This window comes from Acidovorax sp. GW835-FHT14G06 (assembly GCF_058793595.1).
In genome coordinates, this window is record NZ_JBXAGA010000009.1 from 16,262 (window position 1) to 41,876 (window position 25,615).

The following is a 25,615-nucleotide window of genomic DNA, read 5'->3' on the forward strand; positions in this document are numbered from 1 at the left end:
CTCCTGTGGAATGGGCACTATTGTCCATTGTGCCTTTGGCTGTGGGACCGCCTCTGGTGGCAGGTCCGGCGCCTTGCGGCTGGCGCACCCGTAAAATCCGCCGATGCTCACAGCCAAAAATGAATTGCTCGCTGCGCTCGCAGCCGAGCTGGAAAACCTGTCCCCCGGCGCTGGCGCCAAGGCGGCATTTGAATCTCCCAAGGTGGCGGCCCATGGCGACTTCGCCTGCACCGCAGCCATGCAACTGGCCAAGCCCCTCAAGCTCAACCCGCGCGCACTGGGAGAGCAGCTCAAGACCGCACTCGAAGCCACGCCTGCCTTTCAGCGCTGGGTGTCCGCCATCGAAATCGCGGGCCCTGGCTTTCTGAACATCCGCCTCCAACCCGCCGCCAAGCAGGAAGTGGTGCGTGAGGTGCTGGCTGCGGGCGAGCGCTTTGGTTACCAGGCCAGCAATGGCCAGCAGGTGCTGGTCGAGTTCGTGTCGGCCAACCCCACGGGCCCGCTGCACGTGGGCCACGGCCGCCAGGCCGCGCTGGGCGATGCCATCTGCAACCTGTTCAGCACCCAGGGCTGGAAGGTGCACCGCGAGTTCTATTACAACGACGCGGGCGTGCAGATCGACACTCTGACCAAGAGCACGCAGCTGCGCGCCAAGGGTTTCAAGCCCGGAGACGACTGCTGGCCTACCGACAGCGACAACCCGCTGGCCAAGAACTTCTACAACGGTGACTACATCGCCGACATTGCCGAGGCCTTCAAGGCCAAGGCCACCGTCAAGGCCGACGACCGCGAGTTCACGGCCAATGGCGATGTGGAGGATTACGACAATATCCGCCAGTTTGCGGTGGCCTACCTGCGCAACGAGCAAGACAAGGACCTGCAGGCGTTCAACCTGCACTTTGATGAGTACTACCTGGAATCGAGCCTGTACACCAGCGGCCGCGTCGAGGCTGCCGTGAACAAGCTCGTGGCCAACGGCAAGACGTATGAGCAAGACGGCGCGCTGTGGCTCAAGAGCACCGACTACGGCGACGACAAGGACCGCGTCATGCGCAAGCAGGACGGCACGTTCACCTACTTCGTGCCCGACGTGGCCTACCACATTGCCAAGTGGGAGCGCGGCTTCACCAAGGTCGTCAACATCCAGGGCACGGACCACCACGGCACCATCGCCCGCGTGCGCGCCGGCCTGCAGGCGGCCGATGTGGGCATTCCGCAGGGCTACCCCGACTACGTGCTGCACACCATGGTGCGGGTGGTCAAGGGCGGCGAAGAGGTCAAGATCAGCAAGCGTGCGGGCAGCTACGTCACGCTGCGCGACCTGATCGAGTGGACCAGCAAGGATGCGGTGCGCTTTTTCCTGCTCAGCCGCAAGCCCGACACCGAGTACACCTTCGACGTGGATCTGGCCGTGGCCCAGAACAACGACAACCCGGTGTACTACGTGCAGTACGCGCATGCGCGCATCCAGTCGGTGCTGCGCGCCTGGCAAGAGGCGGGCGGTGGTGATGTGGCTTCGCTCAAGGATGTGGACCTGTCCGCGCTGGAGGGCCCTCAGGCCCAGGCGCTGATGCTGCAGCTGGCCAAGTACCCCGAGATGCTGACCGCCGCCGCAGATGGCGAGGCGCCGCACGATGTGACGTTCTACCTGCGCGACCTGGCCGCCAGTTACCACAGCTATTACGATGCCGAGCGCATCCTGGTGGATGACGAGGCGGTGAAGAAGGCGCGCCTGGCGCTGGTCGCCGCCACCGCCCAGGTATTGCACAATGGCCTGGCCGTGCTGGGCGTGTCGGCCCCAGCCAGAATGTAAGCAGTTACTACCAATATGAAAAAGCAACAGACGGGCGGGACCATTGTCGGCTTCATCGTCGGGGTCATTGTGGGCCTGGGCGCGGCGCTGGCCGTGGCCGTGTATGTGACCAAGGTGCCGGTGCCCTTCCTGAACAAGGGCAATGGTCGGGGGGCAGACATGGACGCAGCCGAATCCCAGAAGAACAAGAACTGGGATCCGAACTCGCCGCTGTATGGCAAGAATCCGGCACGTCCTGCCGCGCCACCGGTTGCAGCCGCCGCATCGTCTCCTGCATCGGCACCTGCCCCCGAGGTGCGCGCTGCCGCCTCAGCGGCCAAGCCTGCAGCGAGCAAGCCAGAGGCCAAAGCCGACGCCAAGGCCGAGAGCAAGGCAGGCGCCGATCCGCTGGGCGATCTGGCCGTGGCCAAGGCAGCGGCCAAGGGCAGTGTGGACCCGTTTGACTACTTCGTGCAGGCGGGCGCCTTCCGCACCCAGGCCGACGCAGACGCCCAGCGCGCCAAGCTGGCCATGCTGGGCTGGGAGGCCCGCGTGAGCGAGCGTGAGCAAAATGGCCGTGCGGTCTTCCGGGTGCGCATCGGCCCCTTCACCAAGCGTGACGATGCCGAGGTGCTCAAGGAAAAGCTCGATGGCGCCGGGCTGGAGTCGGCGCTGGTGCGCGTGCAGCGCTGACAGGCCTGCCAAAACGGCGTCAACGCCAGGGCTGAACTTTTTGTAAAGGGATGTCTCACATCCCCCATACCTGAACCAGGAGAGTCTTTGTCATGAAACGCCGTGAGTTTTCTTTGTCCGCCGCGTCGGCGGTTGCCGCTTCTGCCCTGACGCTGCCAGTGGCCAACCCCGCCATGGCGCAAGCCCGCCAGTTCAAGGAGGGCAAGGACTTCAAGCGGCTGGACAAGCCCGTCGCCCCCGATGCCCCCGCTGGCAAGGTCGATGTGATCGAGTTCTTCTGGTACAGCTGTCCCCACTGCAACGCCTTTGAGCCCACGCTGGACGCCTGGGTCAAGGCCGCGCCCAAGGACCTCTCCATCCGCCGCGTGCCCGTGGCGTTCAACGCCAGCTTTGTGCCCCAGCAAAAGCTGTACTACACACTCGAAGGCATGGGCAAGCTCGACGCGCTGCACGCCAAGGTATTCCGCGCCATCCATGTGGAGAAGGCCAAGCTCGCCAAGGACGACGAAATCCTGGCCTGGGTGACCCAGCAGGGCGTGGATGCCGCCAAGTTCAAGGAAGTCTATGGTTCCTTCAGCGTGGCCAACCAGGTGCGTCGCGCCTCGCAGCTGCAAGATTCGTATGGCGTCGAAGGCGTGCCGTCCATGGGCGTGGCGGGCAAGTACTACACCGACGGCACGATGGCTGGCAGCATGCAGACGGTGCTGCAAGTGGTCGAATACCTGGCGGCCACGGCGCGCAAAGCCTGACAAGGTGCCGACTCTGTCGGCAAGCTGTTCCAAAAGCCCGCTGATGCGGGCTTTTTTTCGGGGTGGGTACTATCGGGTGGCTACAATCATTGCAAGATTCGTGCCCTATGACCCACCGCCTACTCCCCCTCCTGTTGCTCGCAGCCCTGACCGGTCTTGCGGGTATGGCACACGCCGAAAAGGCCGACCGTGCCAAGCCCATGAACATCGAGGCCGACGCCCTGCGCCACGATGAACTCAAGCAGACCAGCGTGTTCTCGGGCCGCGTGGTGATGACCAAAGGCACCATCGTGTTGCGCGGTGCGCGGCTGGATGTGCGCCAGGACGCCGACGGTTACCAATACGGCGTGGTCACGGCCGAGGCGGGCAAACGGGCGTTTTTCCGCCAAAAGCGCGACACCGTAGCTGGAGTGCCAGACGAGTTCATCGAAGGCGAGAGCGAGGTCATCGAGTACGACGGCAAAGCCGACAACGTGCGCTTCATCACCCGCGCCGAACTCCGCCGCTACCGTGGGTCGGTACTGAACGACGAGATCACCGGTGCCGTGATCGTCTATAACAACCTCACCGACGTGTTCACGGTGGACGGCCAGAGGGCACCAGCGTCGTCTGCTGCCGCAGGCGACACGCCAGCGTCCGGTGGCCGCGTGCGTGCCGTGCTGGCGCCCAAAGACCCGCCGTCCGGCGCGGCGGCCCCAGCCGCAGTGCCTGACGCGCCCGCACCGGCGCTGCGCCCCAGCAACAGCCTTGGCGGCGGCGCCAAGTGAGCGGGCCCGCTGTGAGTACTGGTCCTGATACCCGGGCTGATAACCGCCTGGGGCCCGATTCCCAGTCGGGCAGCCGCCTGGAGGTTCAGCACCTGGCCAAGTCCTATGGCAGCCGCAAGGTCGTCAAGGATGTGTCGCTGGTGGTGCAAAAAGGCGAGGTCGTGGGGCTGCTGGGCCCCAACGGCGCGGGCAAGACCACGTCCTTCTACATGATCGTGGGCCTGGTGCGCAGCGATGCGGGCGACATCCGTATCGACGGCCACTCGGTGGCCCACATGCCCATCCACCGCCGCTCACGGCTGGGGCTGTCGTACCTGCCGCAGGAAGCCTCCATTTTCCGCAAGCTCACCGTCGAAGAAAACGTGCGTGCAGTGCTGGAGCTGCAGCGTGCCGACGACGGCCAGCCGCTGACGCGCGACGCCATCGAGGAGCGCCTGACGGCCCTGTTGCAAGAGCTGCGTGTGGACCACCTGCGTGCATCGCCTGCCCTGGCCTTGTCCGGTGGCGAGCGCCGCCGCGTCGAGATCGCCCGCGCCCTCGCCACCCAGCCGCGCTTTATCCTGCTGGACGAGCCCTTTGCGGGCATTGACCCCATCGCCGTGATCGAGATCCAGCGCATCATCGGCTTCCTCAAGGCACGCGGCATTGGTGTGCTGATCACCGACCACAACGTGCGCGAGACGCTGGGCATCTGCGACCACGCCTTCATCATCAGCGACGGCCGCGTGCTGGCGCAGGGCACCCCCTCCGAGATCGTGGACAACGCCGAAGTGCGCCGTGTGTACCTCGGCGAACACTTCAGGATGTAGACATGGCCCCCACGCTTGTCACTTTGTGTACTGCGCTGCCTCCTGAGGGGGCTTTCGCGCCTTGGGGCGGCCCGGCGGCGCAGCACTGTGCCCCCACGCTCCCCGCTGCGCGTGGTTCGCTGCCCCCCAAGGGGGCTTTCGCGCCTTGGGGCGGCCCGGCGGCGCTCAATCAATGAAGCCTGGACTCTCGCTGCGCGTCTCGCAGCACCTTGCATTGACCCCCCAGCTCCAGCAGTCCATCCGGCTGCTGCAGTTGTCCACGCTCGAACTCTCGCAGGAAGTCGAGCAGATGCTCGACGAAAACCCGTTCCTCGAACGCAATGCCGACGAAGCACCGCGCGAGGAGTTTGGTCTGGAAGCCGCCGATACGCCCGCGCAGGCCGACGACTACGGTGCCGATGATGCTATGTTTTCAGGAGCTGTCAGTGCAAACAGTACCAGCACTGAGAGCCAAAACGAGGCTGAAATCCCCGGTGGAGGCGCCGACGAGCCCGACTGGAGCGGCGACGGCACCGTTGAGATGGCGCCCAACGACGCCGAGTGGGGCGGCGACGCCCCGGCACGCACCCGCAACGATGCGGAAGGCGACGGGGCCGACGCTACCGAGCTGGCCCGCTCGCAAGAATCGCTCACCGCCTTTCTGCACCGCCAGGCGCTGTCGCTGCGGCTGTCTGAAGTGGACACGGCCGCGCTGCGTTTTCTCATCGAATCGCTGAACGACGATGGCTACCTCGAAGAGCCGCTCGAAGAGCTGGCCATCAGCCTGGCCGGGCCCGACGATCTGGAGCAGATTGAGGAGCTGGTGCACCGCTTCACCGTGGCCCAGCGGCTTCTGCAAAGCCTGGAGCCTGTGGGCGTGGGCGCGCGCAACCTGGCCGAATGCCTGACGCTGCAGCTCACGGCCCTGGCCGCCGACGAAGACAGCGATGCCGACCCGGACACGGTGCGTACAGCACTCTCGATCTGCCAGCAGCCGCTGGAGATGCTGGCCCGCCGCGACATCCGTCGCCTGACGCTGCTGTGCAGCGAAGGCGGCGCCAGCGGCGAAGAGCGCACGCGTGCCGCCATGGCGCTGATCGCACGGCTGGAGCCCCGCCCCGGCCGCCGCTTTGCCGATGTAGAGCGCAACATCATCATCCCCGACGTCATCGTGCGCAAAGCCGGGCGTGCCAATGGGCACAGCGGGCAGCACAACTTCATCGTGCAGCTCAACCCCGACGTGATGCCGCGCCTGCGCGTGCACGACATCTACGCTGGCGCACTGCGCGGCCACAAGGGCGGCGAGGGACATCAGGGCATGCAGCAGCGCCTGCAGGAGGCGCGATGGTTCATCAAGAACATCCAGCAGCGCTTTGACACCATCCTGCGCGTCTCGCGCGCCATCGTCGAGCGGCAGAAGAACTTCTTCACCCACGGCGAACTGGCCATGCGCCCGCTGGTGCTGCGCGACATCGCCGACGAGCTGGGCCTGCACGAGTCCACCATCAGCCGCGTGACCACCGCCAAGTACATGGCCACACCGATTGGCACCTACGAGCTCAAATATTTCTTTGGCTCGGGTCTGGGCACCGAGACCGGCGGCAATGCATCGAGCACCGCCGTGCGCGCGCTCATCAAGCAGTTCGTGTCTGCCGAAAACCCCGCCAAGCCGCTGTCCGACAGCCAGATTGCCGAGATGCTCAAGGAGCAGGGCATCGAGTGCGCACGCCGCACGGTGGCCAAGTACCGCGAGGCGCTCAAGATCGCGCCGGCCAATCTGCGCAAGGCGTTGTAGTGCTCAACGCATTGAAGAGCATAAGCCTCCCTCAACGCCCTGAACGCAGGATGCTGACGGATTACTTGCGCGCCATGAATACCGCGTCATACGCCTGGGGTGTGAACCCGGCGATTTTCTGGCCGTTGGTCAGCAAGACTGGCACACCTCTGGCACCCAGTTGCTTGAACGCAGCCTTGCCAGAAGGCGTGTCGATGTCCAACTCCCGGTAGGCGATGCCCTTGTTAGTCAGATAGGCCTTGGCCGCCTTGCAGTAACCGCACCAGGTGGCCATATAAAGCACCACATCGCCTCGTGCGATTGCGACCTGTGGGGTGTCGGGGGTTGCTGCTTGGGGAGTGGAGGCCGCGCCTGGCACCACGCTGACTGGCAGGTTTTCCAGCTTCATCGTTTTCTCTACGGCTCCAGTCACCGGTGGCTGGTCGCTGTAGACCACCCTGCCGTCTACTCCCACTGATTTGTAGAGTGTTTGAGCGTTGGCAGCCAGAGGCATCACTGCCAGCGCCAGGGTGGTCAGCAGGGTCCGAACAAAAAGGCGCATGAGGGGGCTCCGGTAAAATCCACTGCCCGAGAGCATACGAGACAGTGGCGCCCGGCTCACAGGACTCGTGCGCAACACCCCCATGCAGCGGCACGGGCGCCACGGTGTGGATGGGCTGGTGACCCCCGCGTGCTTCTCATCGGGTGCCTGGAAGGCAGACATTGTCTGTCGCGCAATGCGCTATGTCCGCCGTTGGTACCCGTCCCCCCGCTTCCTGTTTTGCCCTACCACTTTCCGCCCCATGGCCCGCATCGTCTTCGACCTTCCCGCGCACTTCGGTTTTGCCACCGAACTGCAGATCTACATCAGCCACGTCAACCAGGGCGGGCATCTGGACAACGCCCAGCTGCTCAGCCTGGTGTCCGAAGCGCGCGTGCGCTTTTTCCAGTCCCTGGGCTACCCTGAGGCCGATGTGGGCGGGCTGTCCATCGTGGTGGGCGACATCGTGGCGCAGTACAAGTCCGAAGGTTTTCATGGCGAGACCATGCGCGTGGAGATGGCGCCTGCGGACTTCAACCGCTATGGGTTTGACCTGGTCTTTTGCATGACCGAGAAGGCCTCAGGCCGCGAGGTGGCGCGCGGCAAGATTGGCATCGTCTTCATCGGCAAGGCCAGCCGCAAGGTCGCCCCGATCCCTGACTCCATCCGCCAGTTGCTGCTGGCCCGCGCGGGCACGCCGGATTCCCATGCATTGTCCGAGCGCGTATCCTCCCCATCGACATGAACCAACTCCAACTTTTTCTCCCTTGCGCCGCCGGTGTCGAGGGCTTTCTGGCCGACGAGGTGCATGGCATCACCGGCCTCACGGGACAAGACTTGCTGGTGGGGCGGGGCGGTGTGCTGCTGCGCGCCTCGTGGCGCCAGGCGCTGCTGCTCAATTTGCACAGCCGCCTGGCGCAGCGCGTGCTGGTGCAACTGGCGCACCGCCCGTACCGGTCTGAGAACGACCTCTATGCCATGGCCAGCGATGTGGCCTGGGAGATCTGGTTCACCACGCGCCAGACGTTCAAGGTCGAGGTGACGGCTCAGCACAGCCCGCTGCAGAGCCTCAACTTCGCGGGCCTCAAGGTCAAGGACGCTGTGGCCGACCGCTTTCGTCACAAGAGCGGCGTGCGCCCCGATGTGAACACCCAGTGGCCCGATGTGCGCATCCACCTGCACCTGACCACCGACGAGGCCACGATCTACATCGACACCTCGGGCGAGCCGCTGTTCAAGCGCGGCTGGCGCGAGGACAAGGGCGATGCGCCGCTGAAGGAAACCCTGGCCGCCGCCATGATCGCCGCCAGTGGCTGGGACCCGCACGGCGACAACCCCCAGCCGCTGTACGACCCCTGCTGCGGCAGCGGCACCATCGTGGTCGAGGCTGCGCAGATCGCCTGCCGCATCCCGGCGGGCATGCTGCGGCGCTTTGCGTTCGAGAAACTGCTGCCGTTCCAGGCCCATGTCTGGAGTGCTATAAAAAACGAAGCTGAAAGTGCAATATGCACTAGCGCTGTCCCCCTGTTTGGCAGTGATGTCGCCTTCCGCATGGTTGATTTCGCCCAGCGCAACGCTGAGCGCGCGGGCGTGGCCGATGCCGTGCAGCTGCGCGGCGGCGACGCCCTGCAGCGCATGCCGCCCTGCGATCAGCCCGGCGTGATGCTGCTCAACCCGCCCTACGGCGAGCGCATTGCTGCTGCAGGGAGCGCAGGCCGTAACGCCGGCGAACGCGCCGCCGACCGCGCCCAGGGCATGGCTGTGGGCCGCGAAGAGGCGCAGACCGAAGACGGCGGCGAGTTCTTCAGCCAGCTGGCCACCCACTGGAAGAAGAACTACAGCGGCTGGACGGCCTGGATGCTCACGCCCGACCTCAAGCTGCCCGGCAAGATGCGCCTGAAAGAATCGCGCCGCGTGCCGATGTGGAACGGCCCCATCGAATGCCGCATGTTCCGCTTCGACATGATCAAGGGCGCTGTGCGCGAGCGTCCTGCAAAGCCATCGACTGCCCAAGACCCCGGCAACGGCGCGCCATGAAGGTCGAATTGCGCCTGCCCGCCGAGGCCCCGGCGGGCGAGCCCGCACGCCCGGTAGTGGTGGATACCAATGTGGCGCTGGACCTGCTGATCTTCAGCGACGCGCGCACTGCCCCGTTGCGCACGCTGCTGGCCCAGGGGCGCCTGGCCTGGATCGCCACGCAAGTCATGCGCGATGAACTGGAGCGTGTGCTGGCCTATCCGCACATCGTTGGGCGCATGGACTACTACCGAGTGGATGCGGCCCAGGTGCTGGCGGCGTTTGACGCGCAGGTGCGGCGGGTGGAGATAGCGCCAAAGGTGGCCTACGTGTGCAAGGACGCGGACGACCAGAAGTTCATTGACCTGGCGGCAGCTCACCAGGCCATCTTGCTGAGCAAGGACAAGGCCGTGATCTGCATGCGCAAGCGGCTGCTCACGCTCGATGCCCATGTGGCGACGGAGCTGGTGCTCGTCAGCGCGGGAGAGGTCGCGCCCGCTGACGCCTGAGCCTGCTGCGCTCAGCGATCAAACCTGAAATCCGCTGCCGCATGCAGCTCCCAAGCCCCTTCGCCCTTGAATTCCAACACGCGCGTGTGGTGTTTGAGCACGGCGGGGCGGTGGGCGATGCTGATCAGGGTGGTGCCGCTGGCGCGCAGGCGTTCGTAGAGGGCGGTCTCGTTGGCGCTGTCCAGCGCGCTGGTGGCTTCATCCAGGATGACGATGCTGGGCTGGCGCGCCAGCACGCGGGCAAAGGCCAGGCGCTGCTGCTCGCCCACGGACAACAGTTTCTCCCAGTCGTGGGACGCGTTGAGCCCGCCCACACGCTCGGCCAGGGATTCGAGGTGCACCTCCTGCAGCAGCTCCAGCAGCCGTTCGTCGCTCAGCGTGGTCTGCTTGCTGGGATAAATGATCTGGCTGCGCAGCGTGTCGATCTGCATGTAGGGGCGCTGGGGCAGGAAGAACATGTCCCCCAGCGGCGGGTGCTGTACGGTGCCGCTGCCCGTGCGCCACAGGCCGGCAATGGCGCGCAAGAGCGAGCTTTTGCCGCAGCCGCTCGGGCCGGTGATGAGCAGCGCATCGCCGGGCTGCAACTGCAGCGAGAGGTCCGCCACGAGCAGGCGGCCAAACTGGGGGGTGTACAGCGAGAGTCCTTCGATAACCAGTGTGTCGCCGATGCGCGTGATGATTTGCGGCGAGGGTTTGAGAGGCTCGGTGGATATTGCGGGCACCGGTGCGACGTCCGCAGTCTTGCCCGCTGTTGTGCCTGGCTCGGCCCACGGGGTAGGGGCGGCAGGGGTTTTGAGCACTACCTGAGACAGGGTATGCAGTCGGTCAATGCCTGCCACAAACCGGCTCAGGCTCTCAAAGTTGTCCACGATCAGCGAGATGGCGCCCAGCACGGCCGCAAAGGCGCCTGCGGCCTGGATGGCCCGCCCCACCTCCAGTTCGCCTGAGAGCACCGCGTTGGCCAGGATGATGCTGGGCAGGATCAAGGTGAGCTGACTGAAAGAGCGCTGGTACAGGTTCAGGGAAAGCTGCTTTTTGATGAGCCGGGCGAAGTTGGTGAAAACGGCCTCAAACCGGTGATCGATCTGCACGCGCTCCTGGGCTTCGCCCCGGTAGAAGGCGATGGATTCGGCGTTTTCGCGCAGCCGCATCAGTCCAAAGCGGAAGTCCGCCTCGCGGCGGATTTGCCAGAAGTTCAGCCGTATCAGCGGCGCGCCAAACCAGTAAAGCGCCCCGAACGTTCCCAGCAGGGCATACACAGCCAAAAACGCCACCAGCGTCCTGGAGATTGACCACAGCACCGCGCTAAATGCCACCAGCTGCATCAGCGAGCTGATGAAGACCAGCAAGAAGTGCGTGGACCGGCTGGTGAAAGTGTTGATGTCTTCGCTGATGCGCTGGTCGGGGTTGTCGATGTCGCCACCTGCTCCGATCTCGTAGTACTTGCGCTCGCTCAGGTAACCATCCAGGAAGCGGTGCGTCAACCAGCGCCGCCAGTGGGTGGAGAACGCGTCGCGCATGTAGTAGTAGATAGCGTACACAGGCACCGCAAACCCCAGCACCACCAGGCTGGTGATCACCGCGGCCCAGAAGCGGTCGGCCTGCTTGGCGGCCAGGGCCGACGTCATCTCCCCCGTCTTGTCGATGAGCATGACGGCCAGCTGGGTCTCACACACCATGAGAGCGATCAGCAGCGCCATCAGACCCCAGGCGGTCCCTTTTTTGTCTCCCGCCCAGTAGGGGCGTGCCACGCCCATGAACTGATTCCAGGCAGCACGCGACAGGGTGGGCGGGCGTTGGCGGCTGAGATTGTCCGTTGCAGGGGGCAAAGGCGCAGGGTCGGGGGCAGCGGCAGGCAGGGGCATGAAGAGATGGAACAAGGGCGGGAGGGAGACTCAGCCTGCACCATAGCGGTTGAACAGGCTGCAGCGCTGTCAGCGAAAGACGGCAGCTAGCTAAGGACGGCCGCGCTTGTCGCTCCGTTCATCCACTGGTTACCTGTCCGCATCGGGCGCAGCAGCGTTGTTACCCGCTCAGCAAGTCATACGCCGCGCGCACCCGCTGTAAATCCCGCCCCAGCCTGCGGCTGGCGGGCAGGTGCCGTATCCATCCCATCCTGCGAATGCTGGTGGCCAGCACCGCCTGCATCTCCGCACTGCCCCGTGCCACCCATGCCGCCCAGCGCTCACGCGCCTCGGGGAGGCTGCCGCTCTGTTGCAGAAAAATGGCAGTGGAGTGCGCGTAGCACAGCGCATCGCGCACATGGCACAGGGGCAGTGGCAGTACGGCGGCCGGGTCGTCTTCAAAGTCGATGCAGACCACCTCGCCGCTGGGGTCGCGCACCATGTTGCGTGCAAACGCCTGGCTCAGGCAAGTACCCTGGTGGTGTACGTGGAGCAGCGCGTCCATTCCCTGCTGCCACAGCGTCAGCACAGCGGCTGGGTTGTCGGCACGCAGGGTCCGCTCGATCGCATTGCCCAGTGAGTGGGCCTCTTCGCCCACACGACCCAGGTGGCGCATGGCAAAGCCGTTTTCCTGCACGGCCAGGACCTCGGGCACGTGCACACCGCGCGCGGCCAGGTCCTGCAGGCGCCGCACTTCGGTGGCAATGGCCACCGGGCCGCCCGGGTTAGGCACGGGGCGCAGCACTTCCAGCCGCAGCAGGCCCGCCAGAACGGCCATGGCGCGGTAGCGGCCCATGCCGTGGGGCGCGCCTGCGCGCTTGATCCAGATCTGTTCATCGCCCAGCACATGGGCCATCACGTTGTGGGGCTGCGTGGCCAGCTGCTGCTGTAAGAAGGCGCTGTAGTCGATAGTGCGCGGCGTGGTGTCCATCGTCATACGGCTGCGTCCCCGGCCACCACGGCAGCGGTGCCTGCAGCCGCGGCGTGGACCATTTCCACATGGTGTGGCACGGAAGGCTCCAGCGCAGGCTCGCTGGCCTGAAAGCTGTGGGCGCTGGCCAGGGGCCAGTACAGGCGGAATACGTTGTGCTGCGCATCCAGCGGGCCCAGCAGTGCGCCGGGTTGCATGCGGGTGATGAGGTTGGACAGCAGGCGCACCTCTGTGTCGCTGATGCGGCGCACGATGTGGTGGGCCGTGATGTCCTTGGGGTGGCGCAGCCCGGCGGCCTGCACCAGCTCTTGCAGCGCGTGTAATGTGCTGCGGTGAAACTGCGCCACGCGCGTGGCTTTGTCGGGCACCACCAGGGCCTGCTGGCGCAGCGGGTCTTGCGTGGTCACGCCTGTGGGACAGTGGCCGGTGTGGCAGCTTTGCGCCTGGATGCAGCCCAGCGCCATCATGAAGCCGCGCCCCGCGTTGCACCAGTCGGCTCCCAGCGCCATCATGCGCGCGATGTCAAAGGCGCTGATGACCTTGCCCGCGCAGCCCAGCCGCACGCGGTCGCGCAGATTCACGCCCACCAGCGTGTTGTGCACCAAGAGCAGACCCTCTTGCAGCGGTGCGCCCACGTGGTCGGTGAACTCCACGGGCGCAGCGCCCGTGCCGCCCTCGGCACCATCGACCACGATGAAGTCGGGCGTGATGCCGGTGACCAGCATGGCCTTGACGATGGCAAACCACTCCCACGGGTGGCCCAGGCAGAACTTGAAGCCCGTGGGCTTGCCGCCCGACAGCGTGCGCAATTTGGCGATGAACTGCATCATCTCTACCGGGTTGCTGAACGCACTGTGGCTGGCGGGCGAGATGCAGGCTTCGCCTGCCTTCACTCCGCGCGCAGCCGCGATCTCGGCCGTCACCTTGGCGCCGGGCAGCACGCCGCCGTGGCCGGGCTTGGCGCCCTGGCTGAGCTTGAGCTCGATCATCTTGACCTGCGAGTCGGTGGCGCTGGCCGCAAAACGCTCTTCGCTGAAGCTGCCATCGGGGTTGCGGCAGCCAAAGTAGCCCGAGCCGATTTCCCAGATCAAGTCGCCGCCATGCACCCGGTGGTGCTGGCTGATGCTGCCCTCGCCCGTGTCGTGCGCAAAGCCGCCTTTCTTCGCGCCCTGGTTCAGCGCCAGGATGGCGTTGGCCGACAGCGCGCCAAAGCTCATGGCCGAGATGTTGAACACGCTCGCGTGGTAGGGCTGGGTGCAGGGTGATACGGACGGTGATGGCGCATCGGGGCTGCCTCCGATCCACACGCGAAAGTCGTGCGACGGCAGCTGTGTGGGCGCGAGCGAATGGTTCACCCATTCATAACCTTGTGCACCCACGTCCAGGTGGGTGCCAAACGGGCGGTTGTCCGGGTCGCCTTTGGCGCGCTGGTAGACCAGCGAGCGCTGCGCACGCGAGAACGGCGCGGCCTCGCTGTCGCTCTCGATGAAATATTGGCGCACCTCGGGCCGCACATACTCGAGCATGAAGCGGATGTGGCCGATGACCGGGTAGTTGCGCAAAATGGCGTGGCGCGACTGCTGCAGGTCGTACACACCCAGGGCTACCAGGGCGACAAACACCAGCACCACCGGCAGCCCCACGCCAAACGCCACCAGCGCAAACAGCGACAGCAGCAGCCCGAAAACGCACAGCGCAAAGGCCGTGTAGCGCACCGGGTACAGGGAGTTCAGTTGGTGGATCATCGGATGTCCTGGTTGGGGAGGATCGGTGCGAGGGGGCTACACTGGCCGCCTTTTTGTCGGGTTGCAATGTGGCTCACGGCGTTCTTGCGGGCCCGGCTCCACCCCCCGGCCGCTTTGCCGCCGCTGCACCCGCGCCTTGGCACAAGGCCTGCGCATCATAAAAGTAAAAATTTGCTTTACCGCCCCCGCTTTCTCGCTTGACGACCGGAGTCCCTCATGACCGAACCCACATCGCCCACCCCCGCCACCGACGATCTCGACCCCACCACAGCCCCGGCCGCCGCGCTGGGCCCGGACAAGCTGGAAGAGATCGACAACATCCTCGACGACCTGCGTGCGCGCGGCGAGGAAATCCCGCAGTGGGAGTTCTGCGACGGCTTCATGACTGCGCTGATCTGCAGCCGCCGCCCCATCGCCCCGGCCGAATACCTGCCCATGCTGCTGGGCGACGGTGCCGAGCTGGATGTGGCCGAAGGCGCTCCGCTGCCCGTGCTGCCTGCGTTTGCCGATGCCGCCCAGCAGGCGCGTTTCCTGGAGCTGTGGGACCGCCGCTGGGCCGAGATCACCACCCAGCTCGACACCGATGTGAAGACGCTGGACGACGACCGCACCTTCCAGCCCGAAGCCATGGACATGCGCGGCGCCGTGGCCAGCCTGCCCGAGGCAGAGCGTGCTGAAATGGAAGGACAGGAGATCCCGTCCTTTGGCCAGGTCTGGGCCCTCGGGTTCATGTTTGCGGTCGAAAACTGGCCCGAGGACTGGGCCGCCCCGCGCGACAAGGAAGCTGCCAAGTGGCTGGACGACGCGCTGGACCGCATCGTCGCCCTGACCGAAGACGACACTGGCAAGCCCGAAGTCTGCATGTACGACGAAGACGGCCCCCCCAGCACCAGCCAGGCACGTGTCGAAGCCTTCGGCGAAGCCATCTGGGCCGTGTACGACCTGCGCCAGCTGTGGAAGAGCATGGGCCCGCGCGTGGAGACCGTGCGCAAGGCGCCCGAGCCTGGGCGCAACGACCCTTGCCACTGCGGTAGTGGCAAGAAGTACAAGAAGTGCCATGGGGCTTGAGTAGTATTTGCTACTGATTTGATAGCGTCTGGTGCTTATGATTTAAGCGCTAAATATCAATTTGGCCTGAAATTTTTCTGCTGCCGCTGCCGCTGCCGCTGCAGATGTGGCTGATGTTCAGTGTCGGTGGCTGCCTATCGTTTGTCGAGTGAGGTGATGGGGTGCTTCAGGTCCGTTGCAGCCGCTGCGCCTATTTTGTGCAACAAGCAAGAACCAAGTCACCGAACGAGGCGAAAAGAAAAACGGTGATACACGCGATGGCTACGTTCCAAGCAAAGAAAGACACGCGCGCCACCGTCTCTCCCGCCCGCCCTCGTTCACGCAGTTCGAAGTAGCCCACAAGTGTCCTTGCGCGTATCACCACATAAACATGTGACGCGATCCACACGGGCAGCGCCATAAGAAAAACCAGAGCAACTATCGTCAATATCGGGTACGTCACTTGGCAGCTCACCTGCACCAATGTCAGCGCCTGGCCGTGAGCTAAAACGCTAGATGCTTTGTTCTATCTGTGTTGCCGTGTGCGCCATGGCGCGCACGGCGCCCGACAACCCTCGCTTCACCCCTGCGCCAGAAACTTCTTCAGATTGCCCGCCGCCGTACTCCGCACCTTGCGCTTGAGCGAGGGCGACCAGCCCAGCAACAACCCCGGCGCACCCAGCGCCTGCCGCGCCCAGCGCCAGAAGTTGAAGCGGTCGCGGTGTGTGGCAATCAGCCCGTCAGGCGTGAAGGTGAAGGTGCCGTCGATGATGTTGTGCACTTTGCGCCCCGTGGCGCTGAAGAGGTAGTGGGCCTCCCAGTGGGCCTTGCCGCCTGTGGCATTGGCATCGATGCCGCTGAATTCCAGCTTCCAGTGCTCTGCGGCGCCGGGCTTTTTGGTGGCGGTGCACAGCATGCGCCACATGCCGGCCACCTCGTTGCGGCCCTTGAGCGAAAAGGCCTCGTCGTCAAACGTGGCGTTGGGTGCATAGCAGGCCGCCATGGTGGCGTGGTCGAGCTGCGCGAAGGCGGTGTAGAAGCGTTGCAGGGTCTGGGCGTTGGGGTGCATGGGGTCTCCTCCTCAAGGGCGCCCATGCTACACCGGGGCACACACACCACATGCCGCCGGGGCGACCCTGGTTCGGCGTCCGGCGCAGGCCCGCTCAGCGCATGAAGCTGCGCAGCGCATCGGCTGTTTCGCCGGGCAGTTGCTCGGGGATAAAGTGCCCCGCTGGCACGGCCAGGCCCGTCACCACGCCCGCACATTGCGCCTGCCACAGCGCCAGTGGATCGAAAAGCCGGTGCACCACGCCGTGCTCACCCCAGATCACCAGGGTGTCGCACGCGATCTTCTCGTTGCGCGCGCGGCTTTCGCGGTCGTGGGTGAGGTCGATGCCCGCGCTGGCGCGGTAGTCCTCGCACGCAGTGTGGATGGCCTCGGGCGCGCAAAAGCAGCGTTCGTAGTCGGCCAGGGCCTGGGGCTCGATGTGGACCAGGCCCGCGCTGCCCCAGCCGCCCAGCTTGGCGTGCAGGTAGGCGCGGGCGTTGCCGCCGATCATGGTTTCGGGCAGCGGGGCGGGCTGGATCAGGTGGAACCAGTGGTAGTAGGCGCGCGCAAAGTCCATGTCGGTGCGCGCGTACATGTCGAGCGTGGGCGCGATGTCGATCACGCAGAGCTTCTTCACGCGCGCGGCGTGGTCCAGCGCCAGGCGGTGGGCCACGCGGCCGCCCCGGTCGTGGCCGCACAGGTAGAAGTGGTCATGGCCCAGCGCGGTCATCACCTCGGCCATGTCTTGCGCCATGGCGCGTTTGCTGTAGTTGCTGTGGTCGGGCAGACCGGGGGCGTGCGATGAGTCGCCATAGCCACGCAGATCGGGCATCACCAGAAAGTAGTCGCGCGCCAGCTGCTGCGCCACGCGGTGCCAGAGGGCGTGGGTCTGCGGAAAGCCGTGCAACAAGAGCAGCGGCGGGGCCCCCACGGCGCCCCCAGTGCGCACAAAAATTTCAGCGCCCGAAGTGGTGATGCGCTGGGTGGTGAAGCCGTCAAACCAGGGAGATGTCGTTGTCATGGCCATATGTTGTGGCAAGGGGCGGGTGAAGCCCTGTCTTGTGGACGACAGCCGCCGCCCATGCCGGGGCAGGGCGCCTTGCCGGCTGGGTCAGTCAGGCAGGCAGCAGGCTCAGCAGCCGCTTCAGCGCGTACCGCAGCGTGGCCGTGCGGACTGCAGCACGGTCACCCGCAAAGTGCTGCATCTCGCTGTGGGTTTCGCCGCCCACGCACCAGGCAAACCACACCATGCCCACCGGTTTGGCCTCGGTGCCGCCCGTGGGGCCCGCGACGCCGGTCACGGCCAGGCTGACCTGCGCGCGCGAGTGGGCCAGCGCCCCGTCGGCCATGGCGCGCGCCACAGGCTCGCTGACCGCGCCGTGCTGCTCGATCAGGCCGGGGGGCACCCCCAGCATCTCGGCCTTGGCCTCGTTGGAATAGGTCACAAAGCCGCGCTCGAACCACTGGCTGGAGCCCGACCGGTCGGTGCAGGCGGCTGCGATCATGCCGCCGGTGCAGCTCTCGGCAGTGGTCAGCATGTGGCGGCGGGCCAGCAAACGCAGCGATATTTGCGTCAAATTGGCCTCAAGCGCTTGTAATTCTTGCGCTAGCAGCTCACTTTTTGATAGTGAATTGGATGCCATCAGAACCTCCACAGTGCGATGACCAGCAGGGTACAGAAGGCTGCCACAAAGTCGTCCCACAAGATACCCCAGCCGCCGCGCCAGCCAAAGCCCTTGAACAGACTGTCAGCCCAGCCCACCGGGCCGGGTTTGGCAGCATCAAAAAAGCGGAACAGCCCAAAGGCCACCACCTGCCCCCACAGCCCCATGGGCATGGCCAGCCACAGCACCAGCCAGAAGGCCACCACCTCGTCCCACACGATGCTGCCGGGGTCGGCCACGCGCATGTGGCGCGCCGTGGTAGTGCAAGCCCACCAGCCCACCACGGTGCTGGCAGCGATCAGCAGGCCCATGTGCCGCTGGTTCAGCCACTGCTGCAGCACCAGGTAGGCCAGCCATGCCCACAGCGTACCCACGGTGCCCGGCGCCTTGGGGGCCAGGCCCGCGCCAAAGCCTAGCGCCATGAAGTGGGCCGGGTGGGACAGCATGAAGCGCACGCTGGGGCGCAAGGGTGCAAGGGGTGGCTGGGGCTCGGAAACGGTCATGGCACTGAAGAAAAAGGGTCAGGTACTGGCGGAGCTGCCGTCTGCCCCGGCGGGCAGGCGCACCAGCAGCACGGGCACGGTGGCGGTGCGGGCAATCTGCTCGGCATCGCTGCCCATCAGCACGCGCGCCAGGCCACGGCGCCCGTGGGTGCCCAGCACGATCAGGTCGGCGCCCCAGGCCCGTGCGTGTTCCACCACCAGGTCAGCCACCCGGGCGTCCAGGTTTTCGATCAGCACGGTGTCCACCGGCACACCGCTTTGCGCCACGCGCTCCTGGGCGCGGCGCAGCAAGGCCTCGCCCGCCTGGCGCAGGCGGGGCAGCACCTCCTGGCTGTAAACCTCGGGCCGCTCGAAACCGCTGATGTGGGCCAAAGGGTCCATCACATTCAGCAGGCGAATGCGTCCGCCTGTTGCCTTGGCCAGGCCCGTGGCTTCGCTCACTGCGTGGTCGGAGGTGGGGCTGCCGTCAACGGCAACGAGGAGGTGTTGGTAACTCATGGCGGCGGGCTCCTGGGGGCTCGGTGGCACCGATGTGATCGCTGGGGCGGATTGTGACCGACACGCCGTTGCGCGGGGCCTTCAGAGGGCCAGTCACCTTGTTCCCAAGGTCACTGGCGTTCGATCAGCTCCACGTCCTTGGGGTAGCGGATGGTGTGCTCGGCGCTGAACTGAGCGGTGGCGCCCGCAGCCACAGGCTGCTGCCAGGCCACGGTGCCGGGCGTGCGGTTCCAGGCCGTGTCCGCCGGTTGCGGCAGGTAGCGCGATTCGACCTCGATCTTCTCGTTGCGCGATACCGGTGCGGCATGCAGCACCTGCAGCGTGATGCCGGTGGTGTGGCGGTTTTCCACGCTGTAGGCGCGGCGCGTTTTGCGCTCGGTGCGCGCACCGGTAAAGCCCGCGCTGCCCGTCAGGTCCTGCGCAGGCTCGGCCCGCACGGTGACCCGTTCATCGCGGCCAAACGACAGGCTGGCACTGCCCGCCGGGGCTCCCGCGCTGGTCGCGCTGAAGTCGATGCGGCCATTGCCGACAAACGCGCCGTCGCGGTACAGCCCTGCCGGTCCCGCGGGCCATACGCCCGGCGGTTGCGCAATCTGGGCCACCGCGTAGGCGGCCTCTTCCATGGCCGGTGCCGTGCGGGTGATCAGCGTGGCGGGGGCCGTGTGGCTGCCCAGCGCCAGCGTCACGCGCTGGCCGCTGGAGGGCACGGTGATGCGTTGGGGCACAGCGAACTCGGTGGCAAACCCCTTGTCGAGGGCGCTCACGTCAAAGCTGGGCATGACCTCCTCGGCGGCATTGCGTGACCGGGACAGCGATGCAATGGCCGGTGCTGGCGCGGGCGCCATCGCCATGGCTGGGGAGGGTGTGGCCGGGCCCTGCGGTGGCGGCGCCACGTTCAGCCACCAGGGGCGTGGCAGCTGCCCCTGGGTGGCGCGTCCGGGCTGGCCGGTGGACAGGGTCAGCTGCACATTGCCCCAGTCCTCGCCGCTGTTTTGCGCCACCAGCGCCTGCCGTTCGATCAGCACGGTGGATTTGTTTGCATCCAGCGTCGCACGGTAGCTGGGCTGCCAGCCGGGGCCGCGCACCTGGTAGGACAGGCGCAGCTCGGCCTCGCGCTCGGTCGCCAGGTTGATGGTGACCGACACCACCCGCGCTCGCTGGCTGGCTACGCGGTCGCGTTCGGCCACCAGGGGCTTGAGCGCAAGCTCCAACGACTCCTGCTTGCGCTGGAGCTGGTGCGCGCGTGCAAAGCTGTCCTGGCCGGACTTGCGCAACACCTCGGCGGTGGCGGTGATCTGTGCGGGAGTAGGGCTGGGGCTGGAGCTGCTGGCACGACCTGCGAGGGGCTCGCTGGGTGCGACACCGGTGTTGGCCACGCTGCGCAGATAGCCGTCCACCAGTTGCAGCGCCGATGCCTCGGCCTTCACGCCAGCGATCTGGTCCTCCAGCTCGCGGATGCGGCCGTCCAGCGGGCTGGCGCAGCCTGCCGCCACATCGCGGTCCTCGGTGAGCACATTGAACTCGCCCACGCGCACGGCGGGGTCGGCGTTGATCTGAAGGCTTTGCACATCCAGCGACGCGGGCAGGCAGGCCAGCGTGAGGCTGCGGGCGCCAGCTACCACCTTGGCCACGCGCTCCACCGTGGCGCTACCGGGGTAGACGGTGACGCGGGCGATGCGGGAGGTGTCCTGCGCCAGGGCCGGGGAGGCTGCGTTGCAGAGCAGGGCGATGCTGACCAGGCACAGGGGCCGCAGCGGGAGTGGAGCGTGCAAGCGCGAGGCAAGGGAGGGATGGATCACGGGGCTCCTTGGGCGCGGTGGACAAAGGGAATGGGATGCTAGCAGCCGCCGTGGCTTGGAACAGGCGCTGAGGACGTCAACACGTTCTCAAAGCACCAGAGGCACCTCCGCTGCCAGAAAGTCATACACCGCCCGAATCTTGCGGCTGGTGCGGATCTCGCGGTGCACCGTGAGCCAGATGGGCAGCTCGGGCAACGGCAGCTGGGGAAGCACAGCCACCACGTTCGGGTCGGTGCGGGCCATGTAGTGGGCCACAAAGCCGATGCCCAGACCTGCGCGCAAGGCCTCCCAGTACGCCATGAGGTCGTCGGTGCGGAACGCAAAGTGCTGGCGCTCCACCGGGTAGCCCATGGCGGCAAAGCCTTGCAGGATGTCTTCGTGCCGGTCGTTGCCCACCAGCTCGTGCTGCAGCAGGTCGGGCGGTTGGCGGGGTGTGCCCTTGCGGCGCAGGTAGTCGCGGTGGGCGTAGGCGCCCAGGGTCACCGCGCCGATGCGCTTGGCCACCAGGCTGGCCTGGTCGGGGCGCACCATGCGCAGCGCAATGTCGGCCTCGCGGCGCAGCAGGTTGGTGACCTGGTTGCTGGCCACCAGCTCCACCTGCACCTCGGGCAGTGCCTGGCGCATGTGCGCCAGCACCGGGGGCAGCAGCACGCAGGCCACAGGTTGGCTGGCGGTGATGCGCACCGTGCCGCTCACGCCCTCCTCGGCGCCCGACACGCTGCGCGCGAGCTGGTGCGCTCCTGCCTCCATGGTGCGCGCCGATTCGGCCAGTCGCAGCGCTGTGGCAGTGGGCAGCAGGCCGCGCCCGGTGCGCTCGAACAGCACCACGCCCAGTTGCGACTCCAGTTCTGCGATATGGCGGCCGATGGTGGGCTGGCTGGCATTGAGCACACGGGCTGCGCCCAACAGGCTGCCTTGGTCTAGCGCGGCCAGGAAAGACTGCACCAGGCTCCAGTCAAAAGTTTGATTCATGGCGATAGCGTGCCCGCAATGGCGTGGCCGTGGGGCAATTGGAGGTATTCATATTTGCATTGCTGTTATGAATGCTTAGCCAATTGTGTAACCGGGTCTGCGTTTTCACAATCGCTTCATCCCTTGTGAATGGAGCCCTGGCATGACCCCCCATCCCTTTTCTGGACCCTCCACGGACCACCCGTCCACCGTTCTGATTCTGGGTGCACGGGGCCGCCTGGGCCTGGCGGCCGCCCGGGCATTTGCGCAGGCGGGCTGGCAGGTGCTGGCCCAGGTGCGTTCCAGTGCGCAGAGCGCTGCATTGCCCGCCATTCCTGGCGTGTGGTGGATGCCGGTGGCAGTGGAAGACACCGCCGCGCTGGCGGCCCTGGCACAGTGCGCGCAGGTGGTGGTGCACGCGCTCAACCCCGCCTACACGCACAAGGCCTGGCGCGAAGAGGCGCCCGCGTTGATGGAGGCAGCCATTGCCGTCACCCGCCAGCTGCGCGCCACGCTGATGCTGCCGGGCAACGTCTACAACTTTGGCGAAGCCATGCCGCCCGTGCTGCGTGAAGACACGCCCCAGGCCGCCACCGGTTTCAAGGGCCGCATGCGGGTGCAGCTGGAGCAGCGACTGCAGGCCGCCACGCGACAGGGCGAGATGCGTGCTGTGGTGTTGCGCGCCGGGGATTTTTTTGGCAGCGGCACCGGCAGCTGGATTGACCAGGCCATCGCCAAGGATCTGCCCCGGGGCCGTATCACCTGGCCCGGCCCGCTGGACGTGGCCACGCCCTGGGCCTACCTGCCCGACCTGGCCCGCACCTTCGTGCGCGTGGCGCAAGAGCGTGACCGGCTGGCTGCTTTCGAGTGCCTGCATTTCGCTGGACACCACGTTACCGCGCAGCAGTGGCTGCACAGCTTCACGGCCATTGCAGCAGAGCAGGGCTGGTTGCCCGATGCGGGCGCGCTGCGGGTGGGCCAGCTACCGTGGCCGCTGCTGCGCGTGATGGGGCTGGTGGCACCCACGTTCGCTGCGCTGGCGGACATGCGCTATCTGTGGCGCACGCCCCACCGTCTGGACAACACCCGCCTGCGCGCGCTCATCGGCGACGAGCTCCACACCCCCTTCGATCAGGCCGTGCGCCAGGCGCTGGTCGATTTGGGGCTGGTGTCCACCCGTTTGCCCCGCGCCGCGCTGGCCTGACCGCATCACCTTTTGAATCACCGGAGCATTCTCATGAACCGTCGCAACTTCATCCGTTTGGCAGGGGGTGGCACCATCGCCGCCGCTACTGCGGGCACGCTGGTCGCCTGTGGTGCCGTGGGCTCGCACTATCCCGCCGAGGCGGTGGAGGCCTGGAAAGGCCCGGTGGGCGAGACCGACCTGCGCCGCCGTGCCGTGGCCTATGCCATCACCGCACCCAATTCGCACAACTTACAGCCCTGGCTGGTGGACTTGCGCGAGAGCGGTGTCATCACCCTGCGCACCGACCCTGCGCGGGTGCTGCCACAGACGGATCCGTGGGGGCGCCAGATCCTGATCGGCCATGGCGCCTTTCTGGAGCTGCTGGTGATGGCGCTGGCTCAGCAAGGCGTGGCCAGCGAGGTGTTGCTGTGGCCGCAGGGCGAGATGCCTGCGGCCCTGAAGGACTGGGACGACCGCCCCGTGGCGCGCATCACCCTCAAGCCGGGTGGCCAGCCCGACCCGCTGTTTGCGCAGGTGCTGCTGCGCCGCACGCCCAAGACGGATTTCGATACCACCCGGGCCATCGCGCCCGGGGTGCTGGCCCAGTTGCTGGGCAGCGCCCCGGCTGAAGCCCCGCTGCGCGCGGGCGGCACCGTCAGCGCCGACCAGTTGCCCGCGCTGCGCACCCTGTGCTGGGAATCTGCCCGGGTAGAGCTGCTCACGCCGCGCACCATGATGGAAAGCATCCAGCTCACCCGCGTGGGGCCAGGCGAAATCCTGCAGCACCGCGATGGCATCTCGATCAACTCGCCCTTTGTGCGCGCCGTGGACGCTCTGGGCATGTTCGACCGCACCCAGCCCCCGGCGGAAGGCAGCGCCGCCTACAAAAGCGCCATGGGGCGTTTTGAGGGCCATAGCCGCACGGCCATGGGTTTTGTGTGGATCACCGGCCCCAACACCCGCAGCGACCAGATCCGTACCGGGCGCCTGTATGTGCGCCAGCAGTTGCAGGCCACGGCGCTGGGTGTGGGCATGCACCCCATGAGCCAGGCGGTGCAGGAGTTTGCCGAAATGGCCCCGCACTTCGAGCGCGTGCACCAGCTGTTGCTGGGGCGGCCCGCGCCGCGCACGCCCCAGGAGCCCACCGTGCAGATGTTCTGCCGCATGGGCTACCCGCAGGGCGAGGTGCCTGCCACGCCGCGCAGGCCGCTCGCGCGTTTTGTGCGGACTTGATTGCGGGGAGGTCGGTGCCCGCGTAGCGGGCTGATGCAGATCAACCTCCGGCCACAAGCTGGCGCGCTTTGCCGCTGCTTCACACGCCGTTCAGGTGGCGTTCATTGCAGGTTTCTATATTTGCTGCATTGCAACAAATGGTTGGGACTGGTGATGTGGAAGAAGGTTTTGGGAGGCACTTTGGCGGTGGCCATCGGCGTGTGGATGTTGGCTTTGATCGTGCCCCAGCCTGCCCCGCCCGCGTGGGCCGATGTCTGGTGGTGGCGCAACCAGCTGATTCTGCTCACCGGGGTATCGGCCTGGGCACTCATGTCGCTGATCATGGTGCTGGCCGTGCGGCCCGCGTGGCTGGAAAAGCCGCTGGACGGCCTGGATAAGAGCTACCGCCTGCACAAGTGGGCGGGCATTGGCGCGATTGTGCTGGGGTTGGCGCACTACGGGCTGCAACTCTCGCGCAGCCTGCTGGCCGACTGGGTGGGCCGCCCGGTGCGCGCGCCGCGCGCGGACTGGTGGCTCAACACCTTCCGCCACCTGGCCGAGGGGATGGGGGAATGGGCGGTGTGGTTCCTCGCGGCCATGCTGGTCATCACGCTGTGGCAGCGGTTTCCGTACCACGTGTGGCGCTACCTGCACAAGCTGCTGGCCGTGGTGTACCTGGTGCTGGCCTTCCATGCTGTAGTGCTCACGCCGCCTGCTTGGTGGCCGCAGCCTGCGGGTGTGCTGGTGGGCCTGTGCACGCTGGTGGGGGTGCTGTGCGCCGTGCGCTCGCTGGCCGGGGCCATCGGGCGCCGCCGCCGCCATGCAGCCCGTGTGGTGAGCGTGTCGCCCCAAGGGGCTGGGGTGCTGGAAGTGATCTGCCAGGTCAGCCCCGCCAGTGGCTGGAAGCATGCGGCCGGTCAGTTTGCGTTTGTCACCTTTGGCCGTGCCGAGGGGGCGCACCCCTTCACCCTGCTCAATGCCGACCAGGGCGACGGCGTGCTGCGGTTTGCGATCAAGGCGCTGGGCGACCACACGAGCCAGTTGCCCCTGCATGTCCGTCCCGGGCAGCAGGTGAGCATCGAGGGGCCGTACGGCTGCTTTGACTTTCGCAGCGACAGCGCCACCGAGCAGGTGTGGATCGCCGCAGGCATTGGCGCCACGCCGTTCATGGCCTGGCTGGAGTCGATGCAGTCCACGCCCGCGCTGGCGCCCCGGGTGCACCTGCACTACTGTGTGCGCCATGCGGGCGAGGCCGTGTTTGCCGAGCGCATGGCTGCACTGTGTGCCCGCTTGCCCAGCGTGACGCTGGAGATCCACTACAGCGACGATGCAGGGCCCGTGACTCCCACAGCGCTGCTGGCGGGCACCAGCCAGGCGGCGAGTGTGTGGTTCTGCGGGCCGCAGGGTTTTGCCGAGGTGGTGCGCCAAGGCATGGAGCAGCTGGGGCGCTCGCCTGCGCGCTTTCACCAGGAGCTGTTCCAGATGCGCTGAGGCGGGT

General features: G+C 66.4%; 24 protein-coding genes. 13 read left to right on the forward strand and 11 right to left on the reverse strand.

What is annotated here, in order from left to right:
- Positions 1–103: 103 nt before the first annotated feature.
- From argS to AC1Q64_RS16595, 6 genes are all read left to right on the forward strand, one after another.
- Positions 104–1,813 (forward strand): arginine--tRNA ligase, encoded by a 1,710-nt coding sequence (argS, locus tag AC1Q64_RS16570; RefSeq protein WP_492252099.1) that lies wholly within the window; start codon positions 104–106, stop codon positions 1,811–1,813.
- A 15-nt stretch (positions 1,814–1,828) separates the two neighbouring features.
- A complete protein-coding gene (locus AC1Q64_RS16575) occupies positions 1,829–2,485 on the forward strand; it encodes an SPOR domain-containing protein (protein WP_291432749.1) in 657 nt (218 codons plus the stop codon).
- A 92-nt stretch (positions 2,486–2,577) separates the two neighbouring features.
- Positions 2,578–3,234: a thiol:disulfide interchange protein DsbA/DsbL gene (locus AC1Q64_RS16580; RefSeq protein WP_146872007.1), complete on the forward strand. Its 657-nt coding sequence runs from the start codon at positions 2,578–2,580 to the stop codon at positions 3,232–3,234.
- Between the two features lie 107 nt (positions 3,235–3,341).
- A complete protein-coding gene (gene lptA / locus AC1Q64_RS16585; protein WP_291432750.1) occupies positions 3,342–4,001 on the forward strand; it encodes a lipopolysaccharide transport periplasmic protein LptA in 660 nt (219 codons plus the stop codon).
- Positions 4,002–4,012: 11 nt separating this feature from the next.
- Positions 4,013–4,810 (forward strand): LPS export ABC transporter ATP-binding protein, encoded by a 798-nt coding sequence (gene lptB, locus AC1Q64_RS16590; RefSeq protein ID WP_291432751.1) that lies wholly within the window; start codon positions 4,013–4,015, stop codon positions 4,808–4,810.
- Positions 4,811–4,982: 172 nt separating this feature from the next.
- Complete coding sequence (locus AC1Q64_RS16595) at positions 4,983–6,584, forward strand: RNA polymerase factor sigma-54 (RefSeq protein WP_291432752.1); 1,602 nt, start codon at positions 4,983–4,985, stop codon at positions 6,582–6,584.
- A gap of 61 nt (positions 6,585–6,645) precedes the next feature.
- On the opposite strand, the gene AC1Q64_RS16600 is transcribed toward AC1Q64_RS16595, so the two are convergent.
- Positions 6,646–7,125 carry a glutaredoxin domain-containing protein gene (locus tag AC1Q64_RS16600; RefSeq protein WP_291432753.1) on the reverse strand — a complete coding sequence of 160 codons (480 nt, stop codon included), beginning with the start codon at positions 7,123–7,125 and terminating at the stop codon, positions 6,646–6,648.
- Positions 7,126–7,366: 241 nt separating this feature from the next.
- On the opposite strand from AC1Q64_RS16600, the gene AC1Q64_RS16605 reads away from it, so the two are divergent.
- The 3 genes from AC1Q64_RS16605 to AC1Q64_RS16615 are packed head-to-tail and all read left to right on the forward strand — an operon-like array spanning position 7,367 to position 9,629.
- Positions 7,367–7,849 (forward strand): acyl-CoA thioesterase, encoded by a 483-nt coding sequence (locus tag AC1Q64_RS16605; RefSeq protein WP_291444428.1) that lies wholly within the window; start codon positions 7,367–7,369, stop codon positions 7,847–7,849.
- Positions 7,846–9,141 carry a THUMP domain-containing class I SAM-dependent RNA methyltransferase gene (locus AC1Q64_RS16610; protein ID WP_492252100.1) on the forward strand — a complete coding sequence of 432 codons (1,296 nt, stop codon included), beginning with the start codon at positions 7,846–7,848 and terminating at the stop codon, positions 9,139–9,141. The genes AC1Q64_RS16605 and AC1Q64_RS16610 overlap by 4 nt, the downstream gene beginning before the upstream one ends.
- On the forward strand, positions 9,138–9,629 hold the full coding sequence (locus tag AC1Q64_RS16615) for a putative toxin-antitoxin system toxin component, PIN family (RefSeq protein ID WP_492252101.1): 492 nt from the start codon (positions 9,138–9,140) through the stop codon (positions 9,627–9,629). Before AC1Q64_RS16610 ends, AC1Q64_RS16615 begins: the two co-directional genes overlap by 4 nt.
- A gap of 11 nt (positions 9,630–9,640) precedes the next feature.
- Here the strand turns inward: AC1Q64_RS16615 and AC1Q64_RS16620 are convergent, their stop codons facing one another.
- From AC1Q64_RS16620 to AC1Q64_RS16630, 3 genes are all read right to left on the reverse strand, one after another.
- Positions 9,641–11,494, reverse strand: a complete 1,854-nt coding sequence (locus AC1Q64_RS16620; protein WP_492252102.1) for an ABC transporter ATP-binding protein/permease — start codon at positions 11,492–11,494, stop codon at positions 9,641–9,643.
- A gap of 160 nt (positions 11,495–11,654) precedes the next feature.
- Positions 11,655–12,470 carry a BUD32 family EKC/KEOPS complex subunit gene (locus tag AC1Q64_RS16625; RefSeq protein WP_291432757.1) on the reverse strand — a complete coding sequence of 272 codons (816 nt, stop codon included), beginning with the start codon at positions 12,468–12,470 and terminating at the stop codon, positions 11,655–11,657.
- Positions 12,467–14,209: an FMN-binding glutamate synthase family protein gene (locus AC1Q64_RS16630; RefSeq protein WP_492252103.1), complete on the reverse strand. Its 1,743-nt coding sequence runs from the start codon at positions 14,207–14,209 to the stop codon at positions 12,467–12,469. The genes AC1Q64_RS16625 and AC1Q64_RS16630 overlap by 4 nt, the downstream gene beginning before the upstream one ends.
- A gap of 216 nt (positions 14,210–14,425) precedes the next feature.
- Between AC1Q64_RS16630 and AC1Q64_RS16635 the strand changes: the two genes are divergently transcribed.
- Positions 14,426–15,277, forward strand: coding sequence for a UPF0149 family protein (locus AC1Q64_RS16635; protein WP_492252104.1), 852 nt, complete (start codon positions 14,426–14,428; stop codon positions 15,275–15,277).
- A 559-nt stretch (positions 15,278–15,836) separates the two neighbouring features.
- Here the strand turns inward: AC1Q64_RS16635 and AC1Q64_RS16640 are convergent.
- From AC1Q64_RS16640 to AC1Q64_RS16670, 7 genes are all read right to left on the reverse strand, one after another.
- Positions 15,837–16,325 carry a nuclear transport factor 2 family protein gene (locus tag AC1Q64_RS16640; protein WP_291432760.1) on the reverse strand — a complete coding sequence of 163 codons (489 nt, stop codon included), beginning with the start codon at positions 16,323–16,325 and terminating at the stop codon, positions 15,837–15,839.
- A 94-nt stretch (positions 16,326–16,419) separates the two neighbouring features.
- A complete protein-coding gene (locus AC1Q64_RS16645) occupies positions 16,420–17,325 on the reverse strand; it encodes an alpha/beta fold hydrolase (RefSeq protein ID WP_291432761.1) in 906 nt (301 codons plus the stop codon).
- 94 nt (positions 17,326–17,419) lie between these two features.
- The gene (locus tag AC1Q64_RS16650) at positions 17,420–17,947 is read right to left on the reverse strand and encodes a CinA family protein (RefSeq protein WP_291432762.1); all 528 of its coding nucleotides are present in this window, start codon (positions 17,945–17,947) and stop codon (positions 17,420–17,422) included.
- On the reverse strand, positions 17,947–18,471 hold the full coding sequence (locus AC1Q64_RS16655; protein ID WP_291432763.1) for a phosphatidylglycerophosphatase A family protein: 525 nt from the start codon (positions 18,469–18,471) through the stop codon (positions 17,947–17,949). Before AC1Q64_RS16655 ends, AC1Q64_RS16650 begins: the two co-directional genes overlap by 1 nt.
- Positions 18,472–18,489: 18 nt before the next feature.
- Complete coding sequence (locus AC1Q64_RS16660) at positions 18,490–18,969, reverse strand: universal stress protein (RefSeq protein WP_492252105.1); 480 nt, start codon at positions 18,967–18,969, stop codon at positions 18,490–18,492.
- Between the two features lie 110 nt (positions 18,970–19,079).
- On the reverse strand, positions 19,080–20,699 hold the full coding sequence (locus AC1Q64_RS16665; RefSeq protein ID WP_492252234.1) for a DUF4139 domain-containing protein: 1,620 nt from the start codon (positions 20,697–20,699) through the stop codon (positions 19,080–19,082).
- A 156-nt stretch (positions 20,700–20,855) separates the two neighbouring features.
- Positions 20,856–21,740 carry a LysR family transcriptional regulator gene (locus tag AC1Q64_RS16670; protein WP_492252106.1) on the reverse strand — a complete coding sequence of 295 codons (885 nt, stop codon included), beginning with the start codon at positions 21,738–21,740 and terminating at the stop codon, positions 20,856–20,858.
- Between the two features lie 142 nt (positions 21,741–21,882).
- On the opposite strand from AC1Q64_RS16670, the gene AC1Q64_RS16675 reads away from it, so the two are divergent.
- The 3 genes from AC1Q64_RS16675 (at position 21,883) to AC1Q64_RS16685 (ending at position 25,608) form a co-directional block, all read left to right on the forward strand.
- Positions 21,883–22,923 carry an NAD-dependent epimerase/dehydratase family protein gene (locus AC1Q64_RS16675; protein ID WP_492252107.1) on the forward strand — a complete coding sequence of 347 codons (1,041 nt, stop codon included), beginning with the start codon at positions 21,883–21,885 and terminating at the stop codon, positions 22,921–22,923.
- A gap of 33 nt (positions 22,924–22,956) precedes the next feature.
- Positions 22,957–24,138 carry an Acg family FMN-binding oxidoreductase gene (locus tag AC1Q64_RS16680; RefSeq protein WP_492252108.1) on the forward strand — a complete coding sequence of 394 codons (1,182 nt, stop codon included), beginning with the start codon at positions 22,957–22,959 and terminating at the stop codon, positions 24,136–24,138.
- Positions 24,139–24,291: 153 nt separating this feature from the next.
- A complete protein-coding gene (locus tag AC1Q64_RS16685) occupies positions 24,292–25,608 on the forward strand; it encodes a ferredoxin reductase family protein (RefSeq protein ID WP_492252109.1) in 1,317 nt (438 codons plus the stop codon).
- Positions 25,609–25,615 lie beyond the last annotated feature (7 nt).

Coding starts and splice junctions, on each gene's coding strand:
- AC1Q64_RS16600 (WP_291432753.1), bottom strand. CDS start 7,125: ATGCGCCTTTTTGTTCGGACCCTGCTGACCACCCTGGCGCTGGCAGTG.
- AC1Q64_RS16645 (WP_291432761.1), bottom strand. CDS start 17,325: ATGACAACGACATCTCCCTGGTTTGACGGCTTCACCACCCAGCGCATC.
- AC1Q64_RS16625 (WP_291432757.1), bottom strand. CDS start 12,470: ATGACGATGGACACCACGCCGCGCACTATCGACTACAGCGCCTTCTTA.
- AC1Q64_RS16580 (WP_146872007.1), top strand. CDS start 2,578: ATGAAACGCCGTGAGTTTTCTTTGTCCGCCGCGTCGGCGGTTGCCGCT.
- AC1Q64_RS16650 (WP_291432762.1), bottom strand. CDS start 17,947: ATGGCATCCAATTCACTATCAAAAAGTGAGCTGCTAGCGCAAGAATTA.
- AC1Q64_RS16620 (WP_492252102.1), bottom strand. CDS start 11,494: ATGCCCCTGCCTGCCGCTGCCCCCGACCCTGCGCCTTTGCCCCCTGCA.
- AC1Q64_RS16595 (WP_291432752.1), top strand. CDS start 4,983: ATGAAGCCTGGACTCTCGCTGCGCGTCTCGCAGCACCTTGCATTGACC.
- AC1Q64_RS16660 (WP_492252105.1), bottom strand. CDS start 18,969: ATGAGTTACCAACACCTCCTCGTTGCCGTTGACGGCAGCCCCACCTCC.
- lptA (WP_291432750.1), top strand. CDS start 3,342: ATGACCCACCGCCTACTCCCCCTCCTGTTGCTCGCAGCCCTGACCGGT.
- AC1Q64_RS16610 (WP_492252100.1), top strand. CDS start 7,846: ATGAACCAACTCCAACTTTTTCTCCCTTGCGCCGCCGGTGTCGAGGGC.
- AC1Q64_RS16605 (WP_291444428.1), top strand. CDS start 7,367: ATGGCCCGCATCGTCTTCGACCTTCCCGCGCACTTCGGTTTTGCCACC.
- AC1Q64_RS16680 (WP_492252108.1), top strand. CDS start 22,957: ATGAACCGTCGCAACTTCATCCGTTTGGCAGGGGGTGGCACCATCGCC.
- argS (WP_492252099.1), top strand. CDS start 104: ATGCTCACAGCCAAAAATGAATTGCTCGCTGCGCTCGCAGCCGAGCTG.
- AC1Q64_RS16630 (WP_492252103.1), bottom strand. CDS start 14,209: ATGATCCACCAACTGAACTCCCTGTACCCGGTGCGCTACACGGCCTTT.
- AC1Q64_RS16575 (WP_291432749.1), top strand. CDS start 1,829: ATGAAAAAGCAACAGACGGGCGGGACCATTGTCGGCTTCATCGTCGGG.
- AC1Q64_RS16675 (WP_492252107.1), top strand. CDS start 21,883: ATGACCCCCCATCCCTTTTCTGGACCCTCCACGGACCACCCGTCCACC.
- AC1Q64_RS16670 (WP_492252106.1), bottom strand. CDS start 21,740: ATGAATCAAACTTTTGACTGGAGCCTGGTGCAGTCTTTCCTGGCCGCG.
- AC1Q64_RS16615 (WP_492252101.1), top strand. CDS start 9,138: ATGAAGGTCGAATTGCGCCTGCCCGCCGAGGCCCCGGCGGGCGAGCCC.
- AC1Q64_RS16655 (WP_291432763.1), bottom strand. CDS start 18,471: ATGACCGTTTCCGAGCCCCAGCCACCCCTTGCACCCTTGCGCCCCAGC.
- AC1Q64_RS16640 (WP_291432760.1), bottom strand. CDS start 16,325: ATGCACCCCAACGCCCAGACCCTGCAACGCTTCTACACCGCCTTCGCG.
- AC1Q64_RS16685 (WP_492252109.1), top strand. CDS start 24,292: ATGTGGAAGAAGGTTTTGGGAGGCACTTTGGCGGTGGCCATCGGCGTG.
- AC1Q64_RS16635 (WP_492252104.1), top strand. CDS start 14,426: ATGACCGAACCCACATCGCCCACCCCCGCCACCGACGATCTCGACCCC.